Below are 21,300 nucleotides of genomic sequence, written 5' to 3'. Positions count from 1 at the left end.
GTTCGGACCATGCCGCGCCGAGGCGGGCGGTGGTGACGAATTCGATGTCGGCGACGATCGACAAGCATGTGCCCTCAATGGGCAAAGTCTCTTTCGAACGGGAGAGCTGACATGATCGCTGAAACCGAAGATCGCAAGCTTGACCCAGCTGTGGCGCTGCCGGCGATCGATGAATCGGCGCCACGCGAGCCTCACAGGCAATTTGCGCTCAAGCATGAGGACTGCTTCATCGTCTCGGACAGCTACGGCGACATACGTGGCACCGGCGACGGTCTTTTCCGCGACGACACGCGCGTACTGTCGCGCTTCCGTCTGTTCATCGGCGGGCGCATTCCTTCCCTGCTTGGCGCCTCGCTGTCGCAGGACAACATACTGTTCACCGCCAATCTCACGAACTTGGCCACTACGGGTCCAGACGGTCGTGAAACGCTGCCGGGTGTCGTCCACGTCGAACGGACACGGTTCATCTGGCAAAATCGCATGTTCGAGCGGGTCACCTTCACGAATTACTCTGGGCGCGAAGTGCTCCTGCCTGTGAGATTCGACTTCGACGCCGATTTTCGCGACATGTTCGAGGTCCGTGGCACTACGCGCAGCCGCCGAGGTCACGCCCATGACGCGCTGATCGGCGAAGCAAGCGTCACGTTTCGCTACGAAGGGCTCGACAATTTGGCGCGCCAGTCGAATATTTCGTTCTCGACGCGGCCTGACCAGATCCAGTCCAACCACGCCGTGTTCTTCATTGTAGTGGGCAGGCGTGACGCAATGGCGCTGTTTGTAGAGGTTGGTCACGACGAAGAAGCCGCCTCCAGCGACCGCTTTCGAGCCGCTGCGGCCCGAGCACGATTTGCGATGCGCTCGAAGCGGCGGCAGGGCGCCACCGTCTTCAGTTCCGGCCGCGTGTTCAATGACTGGCTTACGCGCACGCGCGCCGACATCGCACTGCTGACCACCGATCTTGAGACCGGCCCGTATCCTTACGCCGGCATTCCATGGTTCTCGACCGCTTTCGGCCGCGACGGCGTCATTTCGGCCCTTCAGATGCTTTGGCTCAACCCGGCACTTGCCCGCGGGGTCCTGGCATTCCTTGCGCGCCATCAGTCCACTGAGACTTCGACATTCGATGATTCCGAGCCCGGCAAGATCATGCATGAAACGCGCAAGGGGGAAATGGCGGTGCTGCGCGAACTGCCGTTCGGCCGCTACTATGGCGGCGTCGATACGACCCCGCTCTATGTCTACCTCGCCTGCTCCTACGCCGATCGCACTGCCGATGAGCTGTTTGTCAATCGCATGTGGGATTCGCTCTGTGCGGCGGTCGGATGGATAGAGGATGTCGGAACGCGCAACGGCGAGGGCTTCGTGACCTATAGCAGGGCGGCGGACACTGGGCTTTTCAACCAAGGCTGGAAGGATTGTGCCGACGCCATATTCCATGCCGACGGCACGATCCCGAGGGGACCCATCGCGCTGGTTGAGGTGCAAGGCTATGCCTTTGCAGCCTACCAGGGCATGGCAGCACTCGCAGCCAGACGCGGCGACCCGGTGAAGGCAGCGCGATGGAGCGCTCTGGCGGAAAGTATCCGCAACGCAGTGGAGAGGCATTTTTGGATGCCAGACCAAAATTTCTACGCCTTGGCCATAGACGGGGAAGGTAAGCAATGCGCGGTGCGCGCTTCTAACGCCGGTCACCTGCTTTATATCGGGCTAGCGTCGGCGGAGCGGGCGTCGTCAATAGCCGAGCAGCTCTTTTCGGGTCACCTCAACAGCGGCTGGGGCGTCCGCACCTTGGCCGACGACGAGGTGCCATTCAATCCGATGTCCTATCATAACGGCTCGATCTGGCCGCATGACACTGCCATCTGTGCCGCCGGGCTCGCCCGCTACCAAGAGCGTGCCGGCGTCGTGAGACTCATGAGCAGCATGTTCGAGGCCGCGGTTCGTTTTAACATGCGGCTCCCCGAGCTATTCTGCGGGTTCACCCGCGCGATTGGCGATGCACCGGTTGCCTATCCTGTCGCGTGTCTGCCGCAGGCCTGGTCCGCCGGCTCGGCCTTCATGATGCTGCAGGCCTGTTTGGGAATTCGGATCGACGGGTGGAACCGTGCGATCGAGGTCGACCGGCCACGGTTGCCAATAGGCATCGACAATATCGTCATTCGTCACCTGGCGGTTGGGGAGGCGAAAGTCGATCTCACGTTCGAGCGCGTCGGCGACCACATTGTTTGTTATCTCGACGAGCGCCATGAAGGGCTCGTGCCGCTGCTAGTGCGCTCCTAGCTGGGCCGGTCGCCGGAATTCCTTTGTACCCTGACATTCGAACTTAGGTGAAAAAACCTGGAAGAAACACAGGGGCGACGACCGGCTTGTTGTTCTCTCGGTTACCGTGCTGGGCAAACTTCCCGAAAGAATAACTAAAATCATCCGCAACCCGGCGATATTTTCGGTTTTCATTCCTGATAGTAGGCCTCAGGGAGAAGCTATGGCGACGAAAAGCGATTGTCCGCGTCTATTTATGCGCAACAGAATAGGCCTGTTCTTCTGTTTGGATTTAACCCATTCCTCCTGAATATCTGACGGCTGCGCTACATCGCGATTGTTGGCCGAGACGATTACGTCCCCACGGCGAAGGTCATTTTCAGCGCCGAGGCTATTTGGGGCGACGTCTTGAATAAACACGCCTGTCGCGTCCGGCTGAAGGCCGAGTTGCTGGCGCGCCTCTTCTGGAATCGGGCTGAGAGAGAGCCCCAGGTGTTGCTCGGCTGCTCCCGAACTTGGTACGGTACCCGTCCGCAGCCCCTCATCCTTACGTTTGCCGACTGTCAGGTTGAGTTCGTTTTCTCGGCCTTGTTGGGTTGTTGTTAGCGTCGCATTGGATCCTGGCTTCTGGTTGGCGACTGCGAGAGTGAGATCGTGGACGCTTTGAACGTCCTTGCCGTTGAACCTGGTAATGACGTCGCCGGGACGCACTCCTGCCTTGTCGGCCGGGCTACCGGGCTCTACCGAGGCGACTAGCGCACCCCTGGTGCCTGTAATGCCAAGTGCCTCGGCAAGAGAGGGCGTGACCTCCTGAAGATGCACTCCGATGAAGCCGCGTTCGATGTGACCGGCGCTGATCAACTGATCAACGACACTCTGCGCAGTTCGAGAGGGCACGGCAAAGCCGATCCCAACACTCCCACCGGATGGCGAGACGATCGCCGTATTGACCCCAATCACCTCGCCGCGCGCGTTAAACAGCGGCCCGCCGGAATTCCCCTTGTTTATGGATGCATCTGTCTGCAGGAAATCGTCATAGGGCCCGGCCTGAATGTCTCGGGAACGGGCAGAAAGCACTCCGACGGTGACAGACCCGCCGAGTCCGAAGGGACTGCCTATCGCAATGGTCCAGGCGCCCGGTTTAACGGCGTCGGAGTCGCCCCACGCAGCCGTTGCCATATTGGGCCGCGGATCAACCTTCAGTACCGCGATATCCGTGCCCGGATCGCGGCCGACAAGGCGAGCAGGCTTGGTTTCCTTGTCGGAAAACACAACGTGAACTTCGGTGGCGTCGGCCACGACGTGATTGTTGGTGACGATGTAACCTTGTGGACTGATCACGAACCCCGAGCCCAACGCCTCTCGGACCTGCGGTTGGGCAGTGCCCGAGCCGCGACTGTCGAAAGGGTCGAGGAAATCGTTGAGCGACGCCTGATCGTCGATAAGCTGCTTCGTCGTGATGGCGACGACAGCGGGTAGCTTCTGCTGCACGATTGCGCTGAAATCGTTCGGGATCTCCTGAGCTGAGACGGGAGCAAAACCGGGCGGGATCATCAGAGTTCCCAGCACCACCCCAACGCAGAACTGTTTCTTCGCAAGCATGCTGAACCTCCTGTTGGCCACGCCGGCGTCTTTGCGGCCATGCCAACGCCGAAACTGAGATTTGCGCGGTTTGTTTCACCGGTTGAAAAAATATGTTCCAAACATGGTCCGTTGAGCGAACGCGCCAAGTTCTATTCGATCTGCCGTTAGGGTCGTGCCGCCTCGATGCCGCCTGGCGCCGCTGGAAGTGCGCCTGACGTGGGCCGGCGCACGGATAATCAAGCACGAGCGTTCGCAGCGCCGGCAGTGACAGCGGCCGCATCAACGAGCGCGCTATGCCAATTTCGTCGCTGATACGCAGCGGGGCCGGGTCTTGTCAGGACGTCGGTGCGCGATAATTTTTGAAGGGTAGGGGACCTCAAGCCACAGGAGCCCACCATGAAACATCAAACCCTGGAACAACTGCACACAGTCGCGAAGATTCAGCCTTTGTCGACGTACCCGTTCATGACTCGCCAACAGCGCATAGAACGTTGGGCAGTACTGCTGGAAAAAGACCCAGATCGGTGCCTGGTCGCTCTTACAGGCACCGAGCACCTGAAGCGGGAGGCCCGTGATTCGGCACGCTGTGAGGGCTCGCCCATCACCGTGGCGTTCGAGGATCCGGTATTGCGGGAGCTGGGCCTGAGGGATGATTCTTATGGAGAAGCCAAGCGGTTCTTCGAACTGACCGACCGGCAATTGCACAGCATCGTATGCAGTTGCCACGTCGGCACGACATTTAAGGCTCAATGGGCGGCCGCACGGGTTCGCAGAACGATTGGCGGCAACAAGCTGCTTGAATGGCTGAGCGAGAAACTGTGGCACTAAAGCTTTTGATATTGAGGTGGCAGCTTGGGTCGGAGATAGGCGTCTTAGCGGCGGCGACCATTGGTAGCTGGAATCAATCGGATATCCGCCCGACGTCAATTTCCGGCGCGTCCTTTTCGCAACGCCTCAGACTGCTGTCCGCCGCGACAGCACATTCCTATCCGATTTGCCCGCTCCCCCCAGGAGCGGGCTTTTTCTTCTGACAATGGCCCAGCAGTTGAAGCTTGACGCTGACGAAGCCGGTTAGGCCGAAAAATTGGCCACATCGAAGACGCCATTCAATGCGCGCTCGATTAGGCTAGCAGGAGAAGACGGCAGACCTCCGGGACGCGAATTCGCTCGCCCCTATCCACCCTGCCTTGGAAACTGCTGAGGCTGACCGCGAAGATTCGCAGGACGCAGAGGGAACGCAGTCACAAGTGGTCCCCTCATAGCGACATGCCAATTTGTCAGGTCACCGAATGCCGGAATGCGAACGACGGCAACCAGAACCTTGTCGGTTAGGACGGCCTAAAACCGCATTCCTAAATTCGGAACGCCTAACGCCCACGCACGCCACGGCGCTTCCTGTCAGGCCGCTGGGCGGACCATTGCGCAGCCTTTGCCACCGCCTGCCGAAGGAGGTGAACTTCCGTCCCCGGCCGGTTCGGGAGCAGGCGACCTTAGGTTCGGCTGACGGAAGTCCCCCTATTTCGCATCGCACCGCCGTTTAGCGCTGTGGACGATATTTTCATGCTCCCGCTTCTCTGTTGAGGGTCCCTGTTCATGCGATGTCTTTCAAAAATAGCGATCTTCTCTTCGTAGCCAATCCGCACCGTTGCTCCGCAGCGCTCGCATTTGAACCTCCCAATCGTTATCAGCCATGAGCCTTTTCTGGCAGTGGGATGGCAACAGATCGGACAACGAAACTCGATCGGAATATCGCGCAGTTCTTGAGATAGAGGCATGGGTTTTCTCTTCCGCTCAGCGGCCGGCCCTCAAAACCAACGGAGCGGGCGAAAGTTTCCCGACCTCGGACCTTTGCTCATCTGAATCGGACTTTGGTCTTGGCGGCAAAAGGAGACGTCCGTCAGAGCTCTTTGGCGCATCCGTCCGGGACAGTTGCCCGCCCAGCTCCGGCCGGGCTTGCTGGCGCGGAGATAACTGCGTTTTCAATTTCCAGAATCGGAGCCTGGAGCCGCTTCACAAGATGCCCCCGTAGCCGCATTATCGTGCGCTACGAAAATACAGAGGTCAGCCCCAAGGGACCGGTATGCGCACCTTCAAGGTCGAGGTCATATCCGGAACGGTTGTCGTTTCATCCTCGACAGTGGAGGCGGCACTGCCGTTTAAAGCCGCCGAACGGCATGCTCAGAAGCCAGTTACGCTTCGTCGCAAGGAAAATGAGTGGATCAGGGTGACAGAGCTCAACGGCGAACACAGGATGTTTGCATACACCGTCCGGCACTCGGCCCAGCCGTCGTCTTCATGAGTTAACAGATCCGCTCCCTGGGGCACGGGTTGGCTTTTCCAAGGACCTTCCTGGAACCAGAATCGCGTCCCTTTTCCTTGGAGCGCTGGATGAAGCCGTGAGCCTTGGTCGGCCGCGCCGTCGCCGGAGGTGGCGCGGACGTGATGGCAGACATAAAGCATGAAAGGCTGTACTGGATGGCTAGGAAATCAAGCTTGATCTGAAAAAGCGCGAACGCTTTGGCACGCGGCTCAGGTCCGGTTGTTCTTTGGCTCTGTGGCGCCGTTGACCTAACGTCGCTCCGAAACCTGGCGGGCTATTGGTCCCCGCCGAAGCGAGATCGAGACCGACCTGTTTTACCGAGGCAGCTACTTGTCGATTAACGCGCCTACGGCTGCTTGGCGGTCCAGCCAGAGGTCAAAATGAGTGATGCTTCAAACACCTTTGCTCCATTCTCGCTCCGCACTTTGACGGTCAGTTTGAAAAGATCGCGATCGGGCATCTCGTCGCGCGCGACATCCTGGAGGACACGCAAGGCCTCGTCCTTGGCACTTTCCTTAGAGGCAAACAACTGGCCCTCCTCGTCCAGTACCTGCCCCTCGCTGTTGTAGATGTCAAAGAAATACCGGTCCATTCAACGCTCGCTTGGGCTGAGCACCTAGATCAATACCCCTTCTTCGGTCTGGTTCCTCGTTATGCTGGCATTTTACGCGAAATGCAGGCAGATTCACAAAATCGGGCCCCGGGGATTGACCATGCTTGAACCGCTGTACCTGCAGCTTGCCCAGCACGATGTTCTTTCTGATGCCGAAAGGTCGATGCTGGCGCAGGTCGTATCGGGCGGAAAGGAATTTTCGGTCGGACAGGACCTGGTGTCTGAGGGCTCCCGGCCAATCTACAGCACGTTGCTCGTTGAGGGGCTAGCAGCGCGCTACAAAGTTCTGGAGAGCGGTGGCCGGCAATTCACGTCCCTGCAGGTGCCCGGAGACTTTGTGGACCTCCACGCGTTCCTGCTCAAAACCATGGACCATGGGATTGTGGCCTTATCATTGTGCCGCGTCATGTTCGCGGACCACACCAAGCTGCGCGTCATCACGGAGAAGGCGCCGCACCTGGGTCGGTTGCTGTGGCTTGACACCCTCGTTGACGCGGCCATCCACCGGGAGTGGATTGTCGCGATGGGACGCCGATCGAAAGTCTCCCACTTGGCACATCTGATCTGCGAATTGTTTATACGTCTGCAGGTCGTCGGGCACACGAATGGAACGAGTTTCAATCTACCCTTGTCACAGGCCGAATTGGCGGACGTGTTGGGACTGTCCGTGGTCCACATGAATCGAGTCATTGGCAGCTTGAGAAAGTCGGCGGCCGTCAACTGGGCCAACCACACGGTCACCATCGTGGACTGGCGACTGCTCGCCCAAATGGCTGAGTTTGACCCAACTTACCTGAGTATGACGAACGAGCCAAGATAGTCAGGGTCACCGCTTAGCCAACGAGGGCGAGCCGGCCGGATCGAGTCGCGCCGCAAGCTTGTTGGTATGCTTCGTTCGTGGCGACGTTCCGTGCCTGTCCGCTGGTTGGCAGGTCGCTTCGGACTCGACAGGAACGCCCAGCGCGCCGTGTGATGGCTCAGGACTTTCATCCTTTTATGTCGACCAACGCAGGCGCAAACGTGCCGTGGTGTAACGTCAAAATCGTGCCAAAATCGTTGGCGATCAAAATGCAATGCGCCCTTTTTTGGGCTGACATTGAATGGAGGTTAGCAATGATCCGCAAAGCCGCTATTGCCAGTGCACTTGTCGCCATTTTCACCATGCCTGCTGTTGCAGCCACGGAGTACTGGGTTGCTAAGGATGCGGCGACCAAGAAGTGCGAGGTTGTGAGCAAAAAGCCGGACGGCACAAAACTGACCGATGCCGGCAATAAGACATATACAAGCAAGGCCAATGCCGAAAAGGCGCTGAAGGAACTGGCTGCCTGCAAATGAACTGCCAGGTCGGTGGAGGCCGCCCTGGTCTATGAACGGGCGGCCTGCACTGCCCGCCGATCGCACCGCGGCTCAAGCGGGCGAGGCCTACCAAATCTGCGAGACAATCAAGAAGACCTTGAACGGCGCGACCGAACCCCTGATCATTCGTCGGCGTCCGGATTCAGCTGGGCCTGATATCGCCTTCATCATCGGGCTCGATCAGGTCGATCAAGCCTGCTACCCGTGTTCCTGGCAATGGGCGTCCCTGGCTCATCAACGCCTCATCCCCGAAGGTCCACGCCCATGCCTCTCTCAACTCCTCGAGCGAGGCACCGGACGCGATGATTTCGGCAATCGTTGCTTCGTCGACGGGTCCGAGGACCGAGACAACGTCCTGGCGTGTCATGGTCATACTTACCTCCACCTTAAATCCCAGCCGCACGCCACGGCCAGCCGAGCTCCCTCAGCTGTCTGCCGACTGAGGTCGGACCAGGCGGAGCACGGGGCGTGGGGTCCGTTCCTGGCCAACCTCAACAATCGGCAGCGCGACAAGGTCCGGCGGATTGGTCAACCGGTGCTGCAAGAAAATCGGATGCAACCCCTCTCCGCGTGGCGCTGCAAGTTCATGAAATTGCAACAGCGATAGCTTCATGGCGCTATTCCCGTATATCTTCACCTGCAGCGGCAACGTCGCAGAATGGCACTCGTTTCATGCCGCTGACGAAAATCTCGCCAGAGAGTCTGGAACCGGTGCGCGATGAGGATGTCCGGTCGGTTCCCCGCCAGGCCAGGGCTAGATCCTGTTCGCCAGCGCCTCGAGAAATGACTTCCGCCATTGTGCCGCGTCATTGCGCCGGATGCGTTCGATCAGAGCACCGTGTCTTGCAATTCTTTCCTCAAGCGGCATGGCCAGCGCTTTTGCTATCGCGTCAGCAACCTCGTCGACCGCATACGGGTTCACGATCAAGGATTGCGCGAGTTCTTCAGCCGCGCCGGCAAAACGCGACAACACGAGGACCCCGGGATCGGCTGGATCCTGGGCGGCAATGTATTCTTTTGCGACGAGGTTCATTCCATCACGCAGGGGCGTGACAAGCCCGACCTGACTGGCGCGCAACAGACCGGCCAGGCGCGAGCGCGGAACGGTGCGGTGGATGTAGCGGATCGGCGTCCAGGTCAAATCCGCGTATTTTCCGTTCACGGAGCCAGCCGTTGCCTCGAGTTGCGCGCGTATTTCGGCATACGCTGCGACCTCTTCTCGCGTGGGCGACGCTATCTGCAGATAGGTTACCGCCCGCTCGTGTTCGGGGTGCTTTTCGAGAAGGCGCGCAAAAGCCTGCATGCGGCCGGGCAGTCCTTTGGAGTAATCCAGCCGGTCGACGCCGATGATCTGCTTGAGACCAAGAATCTGGCGGCGCATGGAATCGATCTGAACATCCTCTGCCGCCTCATTTGCCATGCGTGCGAAGGCGTCGACATCGATGCCTATCGGAAAGCTTCTCGACAGGACGGTCCGGCCGCTGCTTTGGGCTACGCCGCCGGCGTCGAAGGTGGTCGAACCTGTCGCCCGAGCGGAGCGTCGAAAATTCGTTACGTCGGTCGCGGTCTGGAAACCCAGCACGTCGTATTGCAGCAGATCAGCGATAAGTTCTCCATGGTCAGGAGTGGCGACAAACAGGTCCGGCGGCGGGAACGGTATATGGAGGAAAAAACCGATCCGATTTCCCAATCCGAGCCGCCGCAACGCCGCAGCCAGGGGGATAAGGTGGTAGTCATGAACCCAGATCAGGTCATCATTGCCTGACAGCAAGCGCGCGAGTGCCTGGGCAAAGCGCGCATTGATCTGCCTGTACGCGTGCAGAAACTCGCTGCGGTGCTGTACGAGGTCGAGCCTATAGTGGAAGAGCGGCCAAAGCGTACTGTTGGCATAGCCGTTGTAGTAGAGCGAATACTCCTGCTGCGGCAGCGTCAGTGCGGCCGTCTCGATCTTGCCGACGCGTTCGAGGTGGATGAGCGGTTCGTCGCTCGCGGCTGAACCATGGTGCTCTTCGCTTGCTCCTAGCCACAGCCCTCCACGCTCGGCCAAGGCGTCGAGGATGCCCGCCGTAAGCCCGCCGGCTTGCGCCAGATCGCGTACGTTGCCGAGCCGATTCGAGACGACAACCAGACGTCGCGATCTGGCATCATTGGTGGTGTGTCGATCGCCCAACGCGGCCTCACGCTCTGCGAAATCGCAAACCGTCTGCGAAGCCTCGTCATGGGTTTCGTTCGGTGGCTGCAACACGAGAAAATCCTGAGCCTGAAGATCGCCTGAGAACGGTCCGCCGATGCGATTGTTCCATGCAATTCGTTCCGTCCCTTCCATGGATGCGCCGCACCAGTACCCGGCTCGATTCTGCGGGTCACTGTCCCTGACGCACCACCTCGGCCTGCCCTTGAATACGGCTAGACCTGGCCGCGGATAGCGAGACGCCAAGGCGAGGAGCGCTCACCGGCTTTCAGGGTTTTATTGGCTAAAATCGTCGGGCGGCGCGAAAAGACCCTAAGTTATCCCCTGCCAATATACGCGGCCAGTTCGTCCGGCGTGCCATTCGGGAAGGCCTGTTTCAAAAAGCCCAAGAACGCCGACACGCGCGCGCTGAGCAGCCGCCGCGATGGGTAGAGCGTCCATAGTGAGATTTCGGAGCCATCAATATCCCCCCAACTCACCAGCGTGCCGTCAGCGAGGTCGTGGGCAACCAAAGAAATGGGGAGCCGTCCTGCACCGACGCCGGCTCGCACGGCATCCCGAACCATGATGAGCGTTGACAAAACGAGAACCGGCTCGATTGTAATTGTTGACCGGCCACCTTGTGTCTTTACGTGCCATGTTTGCAGTTCGCCCGCCCCGCGCGCAACGCCAGGAGCGGCACGCTCACGGGTCGTGCGAGGAAGGTCGGGGCTCGCCACAACAACCAGACGGTCGCGGAGAAACGCCCGTCCGACCAGGCTTTCGTCGGGATCTGGATTGACCCGGATTACCAGATCGTAGCCTTCCTCGATCATGTCGACAGGCCGATCCTCAGTCGTGACTTCAAGCGTCACCTCCGGGTATTTGAGGGCAAACCCCGCGCCGATCTTCCCCATTGCGGTCTGCGAAAAATGTAAAGGTGCGCTGATCCGCAACCTGCCTTTGGGACTTTGACCGCCCGAGGCAATCGACGAAGCCGTCTCGTCCAGTTCGGTGAGCAACGCCCCCGTCCGCTCGAAGAGCGCCCGTCCTTCTTCGGTCAGCTTCAGGTTACGCGCACCCCGCTCAAACAGGCGTAGATCAAGGCTGCTTTCCAATTCTCCAACACGCCGGGACAGCGTTGCCTTGGGCCGTCCGGTGGCTCTTGCCGCTTTGCCGAAGCCTCCATGGCGGGCAACGAGATTGAAATCGGCGAGGGCAAGAAGATCCATGAGTGTTCCACGAGTGGGACAGTGCGTCTAAAATTTCCGTCTATTACGCTCTCAGTGAGCCACACATATTGGAGGTGTCAAGCAACCAACAGGAGAAATTTCATGACCATTCTCGTTACCGGCGCCACAGGCAATATTGGCCGCCAAGTCGTCGAACACCTCGTCAAGCGCAGCGCTGATGTCCGTGCTCTCGTGCGCGATCGATCGAAAGCCAGCTTCCCGGAAGGCGTATCCGTCGCGCAAGGCGACTTTCTCGATGTCGATTCGCTGCGCAAGGCCATGTCAGGCATTTCCACCCTGTTTCTCTTGAACGCCGTGGTGCCGGACGAATTCACCCAAGCGTTGATTGCGCTCAACGTCGCCCGATCGTCCGGCATCGAGCGCATCGTCTATCTGTCGGTGATCCACGCTGACGTCTATGTGAACGTGCCGCATTTCGCGGGCAAGTTCGGCGTCGAGCGAATGATCGAGCAGATGGACTTCAAGGCCACGATCCTGCGCCCCGCCTACTTCATCCAGAACGATCTGATGATCGAAGACGCCATCACTGGCTACGGCACCTACCCAATGCCGATCGGCGCCAAGGGTCTCGCCATGATTGATGTCCGTGATATAGCCGAGATCGCTGCCCTTGAGCTGCTGCGCCGCGAACAGTCCGTAGAGCCGCTTGCGCTCGACCGGATCAACCTCGTCGGTCCGCAGACACTGACTGGGACGGATATCGCCGCCATCTGGTCCGACGTGCTCGCCCGCCCGATCAATTATGGTGGCGACAATGCAGAAGGCTTTGAGCAAAATCTCAAGCAGTTCCTGCCCGCCTTGGATGGCCTACGACATGCGCCTGAGCGCGTGACTGCGCTTCTGGGCCGTCCACTTCGCCCATATCGCAACTTCGCGTCGGCCATCGCAGCAGCCGCCTGATAGCAGCAATGGAGTCGAAAGGATCATCCCACGGATCTTTTCAACGGACTATGCGGCGACAAATAACCGAACCTCGCGTCGACGCGTTGCCGGATCGATCCAGCAACCCGCGCACGGTCAAACGCTCGTTGCGTTTGACCGCCCTGATTCGGCCAGACCAAGCCCTGGCAGGCAGTACGGACCCACTTCTATCTCAACGCATGGGGAAGTTCGCCGAGGACGACGACGGAACAAACTTTCCCCAAACTGGTTGAAAAAACAAGATTGGAATCGGGAAATGAATGCCTCCAGCATCATCACGCAAGCCGGTACACTGACCGCGAGGCCATGGGCATTTCTGATCCTGGTGGTCTACGCCGTGCTGTGGATTATTTTCGAACGCAGCAGCTTTGATTGGCACGGCGCCGCGACATTGGCCACTTGGGCGATGACCCTTTTCATACAAAGAGCAGAACATCGGGATACCCAGGCCATACAGTCAAAATTGGACGAACTGTTGCGCGCCAATAGCGCGGCCAGAGACGAACTGACACAGATCGACAAGAAGGAACCAGAGGAAATTGAGCGCCAGCGGGAGGCTGAGCGGCCCCAAGCGAAGATTGGCATGTAAAGGCGCCTTTGTAGTCACGATCACCGGGGGGGGTAATAGCCGTCGACGGCCGGCACGGCCCCATTACGGCGTCATGGGCGACGCCTATTTTGGGTGGCAGCCGCTCGATGCCCTGGCGAGAAACCGCGCTATCCAAATCACGGGGCCGCGTTTGTCATGCCGAAATCTGGCGACCTCCGCCAACGAACTGGATCGCCCGCAAATGCCTCCTAAGTATGGCGGGAAATCTTCAGCCATCCGCGCTACCGATGGGCTGCCCTTCCAGCCTTTGTTGGCCCGCACCACTGGCAAGGCGATGCGGGCCCGGCCAAGGCTTCACGCCCATGGCCAGCAGCGCGAGGGGACGCTGCCGCCGTATGTAACTGGTTGTGAAAAATCGGGTTCCGTCACGCTCTTCAAAAAGGCCCGCCACCGATCGGCAGCGGGCAGGGTCTGGAGTGGCTAGGGATCAACCCAGCACGACGTCAACGAGCGACGGTGCGTTTCGTTGCCTCTATACTGGGCGGGGCAGGGGGGTGAACCTCGATGCAACCATCGCCGTGACGCTCTTCTACATCCAAGGCAAAGGTTTTCAGCGAGGCTTGTCGTCCAGCGCGTAAAGCACGGCCACCGCGGAGTTGCCGCCGCAATCCGAAGACCGGCAGCTGAGATTGGACTGACGGTGAATTTAGCCCAATTGGCCCGAATGACCGACGCGGGGAGGGAAATGCCGGTGAAGCCTGCCAGTCCCACGTCGGCCACCACGGCTTCTTGAGGGGTTGCCGCCTGCCAAATCTACAACACCCCGAACGGCAGGCAACTCGTTGGTTAAAAACGTACACTGCGCGGAAGTCCGGTAGAGAGATTTGGCGGACCGAAGGCCAGCGACGAGATTATTGGTCAGGTCATCGGGCGTTAAGCGCTGCGGGACGTCTGAGCTGGACATGCCGGCCGCAAAAAAAGGTCTTCAACGTCATCATTCTTTGTCATTCTTTGTCGGGAAATCCACCAGATTCAGCCCTTCCATTGGATGGCAACCGGAGCTCGGCCTGCCAAAGCGGGAGGAACCGCCGGACCTGTAGGCATGTTAAAACCGAAACGTGTTTGCATCTATCCGGCGGAGACCGCATCGATGAGCATTCTACAAACCACCAGAAAAGCGATCGAGACCATCACCGGTTTCGCAACTCCGGGCGAGGAAGAAGTCGCCGCCTTCGTGAGGCAGCGAAAACCGAATGAGTTCCGGTTTGATGACGACGGGCTGGTGCCCAATCATCCATCATGGCCGCTTGTTTTTTATCGCGGTGCGGTGAAGCTGCCGGAGAGGCTTGATCCGGCGGCCGTCATGGAGGTGATTTTCAAAAGAAACGGTTGGGGCGATAGCTGGCGAAATGGCATCTATGACTACGTCCACTACCATTCGCGAATACACGAGGTCCTAGGGGTGGCGCGCGGGACGGCCAAGGTCCGGTTTGGCGGCAAGAAGGGGCGGACGTTGAAGGTGAAGGCCGGCGACGTGGCGATTCTCCCAGCCGGGACCGGGCACCAATGTCTGTCTTCATCCGATGATTTTTTGGTTGTAGGCGCATATCCTCGGTTCGGCACTTACGACGAATGCACCACCAAGGACGAACACGATGATGCGGTCGCGACCATCCCAACCGTTGTTCGTCCTCGTAACGACCCCTTATATGGAAGCAAGGGTTCCCTGATGACGAGTTGGAAGCGCTAAGGTCTCGGACCAGGAGGACACTGTCTTGAATGGCAGTGGGCGACCGCAGCCGGCAAGCACGTCTGCGCAAGCCTGGCTTCTCGCGCGATGATGTTGGCGTTCACCCAGATTCGCGGGGGGCGCCATTGAATTCCTTCGTCGGACAATTTCCTCGAACTGGCTGGTGATGTGCTGAAAAAATCTTCGCGGCTGATATACACGGCCGATCACCCGAAATTGCGGGGTGGGCATCGGCGTCGACTCATTGGAAATATTGGCGTCCAGCATCCCATTCCGCATTGACGAATATCGGGCCGCGGCCGTGAGAGCTGATGCGCTTTCCAAAACTGATATCCTTTGGGGGAGGGGCCTGGATGGTCTTCTTCGTTCTGGACGGATGCCAACTTGTAGAGAGGTTACTGCCATGATTTGCTGCATGAAAGTGTTTCAAGCTTCATTCCGGGGAGTAGCTATTACGGCTGCGAAGTATTACGTTTTCAAAGAGGGGGACCGCTGGAAGATCCGTTACGACGGGAAGGAATACCCATACGATTCCAACAGCGATGCCGTATTGGCCGCCGTCAAGGCTGCGAAAGCCGCCGCCTCATGCGGCTACGACGCCGAAGTCGTGACCCAGGGCGTCGACCTGAAATGGCGAACGGAGTGGGCAAGCTAGCATTGGAGAACGGTCAGATTGCGGGTGGTTGACAGAGCTGCAACAAAGAGCGCTCGCCCCGCCATGCATCGCCTATCAATCGCGACCGCCATCTGACAAGCACGTTGCTGCCCACGGGCTTGTGTATGAGCAACCTCTGGTCATCCGATTGACCTGTTCCAGGCTCTCAGGCGCCGCTGCTAGGAAATCCCAAACCCCGAAAAACAAAGGCCAAGGATCCACCTGGCTAAACCGGCGCTGCTCTTTCATCGGTCGTGGACAAAGTCGACACTTTCGACCTGCCACGGCCAATCGTTTGCTGCGCGAAGCAGGAGCTTGCAATGATTCAATCCGACGCGTCAGTCAAACGCTGAGCCCCAGGTCGGGGATCAGTCGCGATACACAAGCGATTCGAACCGAACTCCCGTCCGTCGCGGCCGCGAGCGAGGCTGCGAAGAATGCCGCGTCAGTGGCCGTGAAGCCGAAATCCACGCGTAGGGGGCGACCGGGCACCAGCACGAACGGGTCGAAACAGTTCTTTAACCATCCCATCAGGGTAAACACTTTGTGGAGAACATATCAGGTTGCAGAAGGTTGTGGGCGGGTCTGCAACAAAGGAGGACAAGCCCCGCCATGCATCGTCTGCCTATCGCGACCGCCCTTCTGATCTCCTTCGCGACAGCCTTCGGACTATGCGTTTGGGCATCCTCTGCCGTCGGCGTTGACCTTTTTCCGGCTCAAGCGTCACCGTTGCAAATACGCGGGTTTGATAGCCAGCAAGGCGGAACTGGTTGTCTACGGGCGCGTTCCTGTGCGGGCCTCAAAACAGAGAGCGACTATGGATGACGACCTGCGCCGGAAGCTCAAGGAACTGAGCACGAGCATGCAAAGCCGGGCGGACGAACTCGCGTTGCCCGGCGGGAACACTGATATTTCCGCACTGATGTCCGGTATCGCCGTCACGTTGGAGGCGCTTCTCGTTATAGCCGAAGAAACCCGGATCCCGCGTTCTGGGCCGACTGTAGAGCCAGGCATTGACTAAAGATCCCCAACAGTCGCGCCGGCTGCGGGGCGCGACCATGTGCCGGTGGGTCGCTCGCTGCTTCGATAGTGCGTCGCCCAGCTAGCCTATCCGTTCGAATGATGCCAGCCCAGTGGGCTGGGCGCGTTTTGGCCCTAGCCGCCGGCAAGCATTATACCTCAACAAACCGCCGCCTAGGCCCGGCTGCCGACCTAGTAGCCCAAATCTTCAACCGCCGGGCCACCAGCTTCGTTGCTATATACAGAGGCACCGCGGAACTGGTCGATCCGCCTCTTGGCCTTTGATGGCGCGGCGCCTTTTCAGGTCGCAGGAATCGAACGTGTGCGCACCAAAGCTTTGCAGGCATCGCATCCGAGGCTTCCGATCGCGCGAACCCAGCAACCCGACCCACCATACGACGGACGTGGAACTTCGTCGGCATGATGTTCCACCTGGGACGAGGTATCTTCTTACCGACCCTTGAGGGCCTCGGCTTCCCGTTCCAGCGTGTCGCGGTCGTTGCCGTGCTTTGCGATCAACTGCCGAACCTGCGGGATAGACAGGCCGAATTTGCTCGCGAAATAGCCGACCTCGTATTCCTCGTCGCCGCTCACGCGGCTTCGATCGTGATAGCCAAGCTTGTTCTTGTCGTCAGGCATGATGGTTCTCCCAAGCTGCGATTCGACCGCAACGCGCGTCAGGTCAATTTGTTTCGCTGGGCATTTCCAGGCGCGGAACTATTTTAGCTGTAGCTAATTGAATCTCGGCTGGTAAGAGTTCCATAGATGCGTTTGAAGTTCGTCTCGCCCTTGATGCCCACCCTTGTCGAGCAGCCTCCGCAAGGCGATGGTTGGATTCACGGAGTCAAGTTCGACGGCTACCGTTCGCAGCTCATCATCGACGAAGACGGGGCACGCATCTACACCCGCAACGGCCATAACTGCATATCGCGACCTGGTGCAGGAGGCGAAGAGCCTCGGCGCGGAAAATGCCATGGTCGACGGCGAGATCATCGTTCCGAACGACGCTGGCCTTTCCGACTTCGGCGAACTGCGAAAGGCGATCATGCGTCGCCAGCATGACCTCTATTTCGTCGCCTTCGACCTGCTGCACCTCAATGGCCATGATTTGCGCGACATGGCGCTCGAGGAGCGTCGGGAGATCCTTGCCGGCATGATCGAGCCCGGCGGTCGGATCCAGTTCAGCGAGCCACTGCCGGGCGAGGCCACGGCAATCTTTCATCTCCTCGACAAGGCTGGCCTCGAGGGAATGGTATCGAAGCGCCGTGACAGCAAATACCGCAGCGGCCCTTCGACGAATTGGCTAAAGGCGAAATGCTACTCCATAGACGAATACGAAGTGCTTGGCGTCGAGCGTGAAGCCGGCAAGCCTGCCTTCGCCCTGATGGCCGATCGGGCGACCGGCCGCTATATCGGTTCGGCTTTCATCACCTCGGGCCAGGGTATCCGCGAGCGGCTGTGGAAGCGGGTCCAGGAGCATGCCGGGCCGGCGCCCAAGGGCATGAAGCGGCCGGCGACGCAATGGGTCAAGCCCGGCATCATTGGCCGCGTGAAGCACTTGCGCGGCGAAGAGGATTTGCGGCACGCTTCCCTGCAGGACTTCCGGGAAGAGGATCAATCCGCAGACGGTCGGTGTCCGGAGCGGCGGTGAGCGAATCCGTCTTGATCCCTTCCCGCGACAAGCTATCTCTATTTCCATGATGCTGGCGCCCCTTGTGCTTGTGCTTGAAGACGAAGAGTTGATCAGTTGGGACCTGGAGGTCTTGCTGGCGGAAGCCGGATATCTCGTCGCAACAGCGAGGTCATGCGCCCAAGCCGCCGGTTTCCTCGATACTCGTCGGCCGGATGTCGCAATTCTAGACATTCTCCTTAGCGACGGCCAATGCGTCGATGTGGCTAAGAAACTTCGTGCAGACGGCGTACCCTTCATTGTGCATTCGGCTCTGGCACCGACAGAGGTCGACGACGCTTTCCGATCAGGCACGTTCCTAGTGAAGCCGGCGGGTATCCTCGATATCGTTGGCGCGGTCACGAAATTGGCCGCCGGAGACCAACGAGGAACAATTTAAGCAAGTGATGATTTCATAGGTCAGTTAGCCAAGGGAGGGCTATCTTGACCCAACGACGGATCGACAAAGAGCGCATCGAGCGGGCCGATCGAGAGCGAGGCTGTTAGTCGAAGCGGAGACGAATGCGCGAAATGCAAAGACGGCGCGATTGCGGGCGCTACGTCTTTCGGCCCAGCCCGCGGAGAGTCCAGCTCCCGTCAAAAGGCGCCGGGCGCCCGCCAAAAAGCCGTCGCGGAAAATTATCGAAGTCGACTGAGGCCAACTGGCTTCGGATCACGCGAAGCTGCTGCGGGAAGGACGGAAGTACATGGCCGTTGCCAAGAAGGATCAAGAGCGCACCAGCTACGCCTGGATGTACGGCGTTCAGGCCGCAAAGACGGCAAGGAGCGAGCAGTGCCCTATTTCTGGCAGGAGTCTGCCCACGCGTGGCTAGAGGGATTTACATGGCCACAGCGAGCGGCCAGGCCAAGCCGGCCAACTCGGATTTGCCGAGCTTGTTGGGTATGAGCACGCGAGGATCAACTCCCTGGATCAATGGCTGGCCGACAACGTTCCTAACGGCGAAGGCCGATGTCATCTCCGTCGACGAGTTCACGCACAAGCCAAGGCGCTTGGCATCAAGCGCGGCGAAGTCGATGAAGAATCGATAGCCTCCATCGAACGATCGTCGACGCGATTGCATTACGATCCCGGCCTGCTTGAATAACCGTTGCAATCAAGATCGAGGCGAGGAATACAATCCTCCCGTTACGGCGAACCGCATAAGCGTCCTGGCGCTCTCTTTCTGGGTCATGTTGTCGGCCGCGATCAGCCGCTTTCGGCGCGCGACCAGCCGGCTTCCAGCATACAGTCGACGATGACTTGGAAGCCGGGCTCCACGCCTCCTGGCAGTCGATGACGCGGTCGGGATATTCGTCCTCTTCTCATGGTCGACCAATCATCTCGCCGCCGCCAAATGCCTGTCGCCGTGTTCAATGCTCGAAAAAGAGCCAACGTGATTTTCGATCCGTCTACTTTGCCGCGGCGCCGCCGTCATGCCTTCGGCAAGCTTGATCGGTTCGTCGCTCACAGCGGATCGATCGGCCCGACCAAGGCAGGGTGGTCATTCGGCTGCTTGTGTGATGACGGTCGAATTGAAGTATTCCCCCGGCGTCGCCGGTCGAGCCAGGCTTCATAACAGGCCCGGTCGAGGATGACCGGTTGTCGATCGTGCAGGTTCTTCATCGGCTCGCCGGCGGACGCGGTGAGGATGGTGCAGCCGGCGACGTCAAGATTGGAGTTCTACGCCCAGAGTCCGGCAAACGGAAAAAGGGCGCGTGCGCAGGCAAATAGATTTGCCAAGGATCCTTCTTGCCGTCGGCCGGCGAAATCGCCCATTCTTAGAAGCCATCGGGATCAGGCAGCACTTCGACTTGAAGGCGTCCCGAAAGGCCGGCGCCGTGTCGATCCTTCAATCCTGCCGTTGAACATAGCCGCCTTGGGCATTTCCTTCGCCCAAGAACGGAACCAGCCACCATCAACCTTGCGCTGCTCGTGATTGCCATCGTCCCCAACCTTGAAGAAAGGGCCTTCATCAGTAGATTCGATTTTGTAGCGCGGCGCATCATTGGGTCCGATCTCTGCAGGCGCCGTCAGCCGGTAGGACCGATGGACTTTTGACCATGTCAGCCTGTTGCGGGCGAGATGGACGCCGGATCCGAGGATCTGGCAATCAGTGAGTCAGCACCGAAACAGTCCTTCAGGGCTCAACGCTCGGCGCGGCAGCGCTCAATAACAAATGATGTAAGAAGCGGAAAATTTCGTCGGGAACAATTTAAAAAGTCAGCCTTTTTTGGCCCGTCTGGTCGAAGGAGGTTGCGGATGAAACGTCGGAAGGTTGATCGCGAAAGGATAGAGAGAGCAGATCGAGAAAGCAGGCTCGTACTTGATGCAGAGCGGCAAGCCAGGGAGGCAAAGACCGCCCGGTTAAGGGAACAGCGGCTCAAAAAAGCGACTGAGATTTTGCTGGCTGAACTCAACCGGCCGGGTGAGGTCGAGCCTCCATGAAGGCCGCACGCTATCGGGTTAGTTCTCCTGCCTCATCGACCATGCGGAGGACCCTCTCTCCGCAGGCTTCTATCACTTTAACCGCCACATGACCGGGTGCTGTCGAAACTCAACGTTCGACAGCGCATCGAAGCGCCGCTCATGACGCGCGACCGTGAAAGGAAACTGGTGTTTGTTGGCGCTTGAAGACCGGCACCAGGCCACGGAGAGGCCGACCATTCATCGGCGCGCGGCGACACTGGCGAGATCGGCATAAATTGCGGTGCGGTGTCCGTCATGCTTTTCGATCAGGGCCAACGTTTCCGCTCGCGTCATTTGGCCAAGCTTCATCAGAAATTCAAACTCGTGCTTTGGTATCGACGCCGCCAGGCGTTCGAGCTTCGTCTTTCTGCTTTCACGTCTAACAAGCATTGAACGTCAACGACCAGTGGGTCGAGGCTGGATAAGGCCTACGTCAAAATTAACTGGCAAGTCTAAGTATTTCTTCTGGAACGCGGCTGTTTTCAGCGGATCCACCGGCAAGATAATCACCATTCGCACCATCGGTTGAGACCCGAATTGTTTTCCGGAAATTAAGAACGTTATTGCCAGAAGACCTATTAGAAGAATAGTGGCGAAGGCATTAGCGATAATCTCTCCAATTTGCACACCGCTCTCCGGCACTGATGACTCGACCGTTTGCCCCCCGGCGGAACTTTCAGACAGCGGCATGGTTCCTGGTCGCAGACTTCAGT

The 21,300-nt window shown here is 58.9% G+C and carries 17 protein-coding genes and 3 pseudogenes; 12 read left to right on the top strand and 8 right to left on the bottom strand.

The annotated features are described in order from the left end of the window. The first annotated feature begins 111 nt into the window (after positions 1–111). Entirely contained in the window at positions 112–2,280 is a 2,169-nt protein-coding gene (locus D3242_RS28765) for an amylo-alpha-1,6-glucosidase (RefSeq protein ID WP_081295980.1), read from the top strand. A 189-nt stretch (positions 2,281–2,469) separates the two neighbouring features. Here D3242_RS28765 and D3242_RS28760 read toward each other — a convergent pair whose 3' ends face one another. Then, complete coding sequence (locus D3242_RS28760) at positions 2,470–3,861, bottom strand: Do family serine endopeptidase (protein WP_032920954.1); 1,392 nt, start codon at positions 3,859–3,861, stop codon at positions 2,470–2,472. A gap of 378 nt (positions 3,862–4,239) precedes the next feature. Between D3242_RS28760 and D3242_RS28755 the strand changes: the two genes are divergently transcribed. Together D3242_RS28755 and D3242_RS33375 are read left to right on the top strand one after the other, a co-directional pair. Continuing rightward, complete coding sequence (locus D3242_RS28755; RefSeq protein WP_064982350.1) at positions 4,240–4,671, top strand: hypothetical protein; 432 nt, start codon at positions 4,240–4,242, stop codon at positions 4,669–4,671. Positions 4,672–5,923: 1,252 nt separating this feature from the next. Beyond that, positions 5,924–6,142, top strand: coding sequence for a hypothetical protein (locus D3242_RS33375; protein WP_147377497.1), 219 nt, complete (start codon positions 5,924–5,926; stop codon positions 6,140–6,142). Positions 6,143–6,509: 367 nt separating this feature from the next. Here D3242_RS33375 and D3242_RS28745 read toward each other — a convergent pair whose 3' ends face one another. Further along, on the bottom strand, positions 6,510–6,755 hold the full coding sequence (locus D3242_RS28745; protein WP_019864047.1) for a DUF6894 family protein: 246 nt from the start codon (positions 6,753–6,755) through the stop codon (positions 6,510–6,512). 121 nt (positions 6,756–6,876) lie between these two features. On the opposite strand from D3242_RS28745, the gene D3242_RS28740 reads away from it, so the two are divergent. Next, positions 6,877–7,596 carry a Crp/Fnr family transcriptional regulator gene (locus D3242_RS28740; RefSeq protein ID WP_027047934.1) on the top strand — a complete coding sequence of 240 codons (720 nt, stop codon included), beginning with the start codon at positions 6,877–6,879 and terminating at the stop codon, positions 7,594–7,596. Between the two features lie 152 nt (positions 7,597–7,748). Further along, entirely contained in the window at positions 7,749–8,111 is a 363-nt protein-coding gene (locus tag D3242_RS34105; RefSeq protein ID WP_223217967.1) for a hypothetical protein, read from the top strand. Positions 8,112–8,274: 163 nt separating this feature from the next. Here D3242_RS34105 and D3242_RS28730 read toward each other — a convergent pair whose 3' ends face one another. The 3 genes from D3242_RS28730 to D3242_RS28720 form a co-directional block, all read right to left on the bottom strand. After that, positions 8,275–8,505, bottom strand: a complete 231-nt coding sequence (locus D3242_RS28730) for a hypothetical protein (protein WP_019864052.1) — start codon at positions 8,503–8,505, stop codon at positions 8,275–8,277. Between the two features lie 381 nt (positions 8,506–8,886). Then, positions 8,887–10,458, bottom strand: a complete 1,572-nt coding sequence (locus tag D3242_RS28725) for an alpha,alpha-trehalose-phosphate synthase (UDP-forming) (RefSeq protein ID WP_081295978.1) — start codon at positions 10,456–10,458, stop codon at positions 8,887–8,889. A gap of 182 nt (positions 10,459–10,640) precedes the next feature. Then, complete coding sequence (locus D3242_RS28720) at positions 10,641–11,534, bottom strand: LysR family transcriptional regulator (protein WP_019864055.1); 894 nt, start codon at positions 11,532–11,534, stop codon at positions 10,641–10,643. Positions 11,535–11,636: 102 nt separating this feature from the next. On the opposite strand from D3242_RS28720, the pseudogene D3242_RS28715 reads away from it, so the two are divergent. The 5 genes and pseudogenes from D3242_RS28715 to D3242_RS28685 all read left to right on the top strand — a co-directional run bounded on the left by D3242_RS28715 (position 11,637) and on the right by D3242_RS28685 (position 16,452). Further along, positions 11,637–12,455 (top strand): annotated as a pseudogene (locus D3242_RS28715) (NmrA/HSCARG family protein). Positions 12,456–12,732: 277 nt separating this feature from the next. Beyond that, positions 12,733–13,065: a low affinity iron permease family protein gene (locus D3242_RS28710; protein WP_019864057.1), complete on the top strand. Its 333-nt coding sequence runs from the start codon at positions 12,733–12,735 to the stop codon at positions 13,063–13,065. A gap of 1,111 nt (positions 13,066–14,176) precedes the next feature. Continuing rightward, entirely contained in the window at positions 14,177–14,776 is a 600-nt protein-coding gene (locus D3242_RS28705) for a cupin domain-containing protein (protein ID WP_019864058.1), read from the top strand. A gap of 415 nt (positions 14,777–15,191) precedes the next feature. Continuing rightward, positions 15,192–15,431 (top strand): hypothetical protein, encoded by a 240-nt coding sequence (locus tag D3242_RS28700; protein WP_063827361.1) that lies wholly within the window; start codon positions 15,192–15,194, stop codon positions 15,429–15,431. Positions 15,432–16,248: 817 nt separating this feature from the next. Continuing rightward, positions 16,249–16,452: a hypothetical protein gene (locus tag D3242_RS28685; RefSeq protein WP_064982362.1), complete on the top strand. Its 204-nt coding sequence runs from the start codon at positions 16,249–16,251 to the stop codon at positions 16,450–16,452. A 449-nt stretch (positions 16,453–16,901) separates the two neighbouring features. Here D3242_RS28685 and D3242_RS28680 read toward each other — a convergent pair whose 3' ends face one another. Next, entirely contained in the window at positions 16,902–17,090 is a 189-nt protein-coding gene (locus D3242_RS28680; RefSeq protein WP_019864062.1) for a DUF3606 domain-containing protein, read from the bottom strand. A 126-nt stretch (positions 17,091–17,216) separates the two neighbouring features. Between D3242_RS28680 and D3242_RS28675 the strand changes: the two are divergent. Together D3242_RS28675 and D3242_RS28670 are read left to right on the top strand one after the other, a co-directional pair. Continuing rightward, positions 17,217–18,102, top strand: a pseudogene (locus D3242_RS28675) (ATP-dependent DNA ligase). A gap of 46 nt (positions 18,103–18,148) precedes the next feature. Further along, a complete protein-coding gene (locus D3242_RS28670) occupies positions 18,149–18,520 on the top strand; it encodes a response regulator (RefSeq protein WP_064982344.1) in 372 nt (123 codons plus the stop codon). A 1,065-nt stretch (positions 18,521–19,585) separates the two neighbouring features. Here D3242_RS28670 and D3242_RS34100 read toward each other — a convergent pair. Both D3242_RS34100 and D3242_RS33370 read right to left on the bottom strand, forming a co-directional pair. Further along, positions 19,586–19,774 (bottom strand): annotated as a pseudogene (locus tag D3242_RS34100) (SOS response-associated peptidase family protein); the annotation flags it as partial. A 1,209-nt stretch (positions 19,775–20,983) separates the two neighbouring features. Beyond that, positions 20,984–21,277: a hypothetical protein gene (locus tag D3242_RS33370; RefSeq protein WP_081295976.1), complete on the bottom strand. Its 294-nt coding sequence runs from the start codon at positions 21,275–21,277 to the stop codon at positions 20,984–20,986. Positions 21,278–21,300 lie beyond the last annotated feature (23 nt).

Source organism: Mesorhizobium jarvisii (assembly GCF_003601985.1).
GTDB lineage: Bacteria > Pseudomonadota > Alphaproteobacteria > Rhizobiales > Rhizobiaceae > Mesorhizobium > Mesorhizobium jarvisii.
The sequence above is the reverse complement of the archived record's forward strand: the minus strand, read 5'-3'. Positions and strand labels throughout refer to the sequence as shown.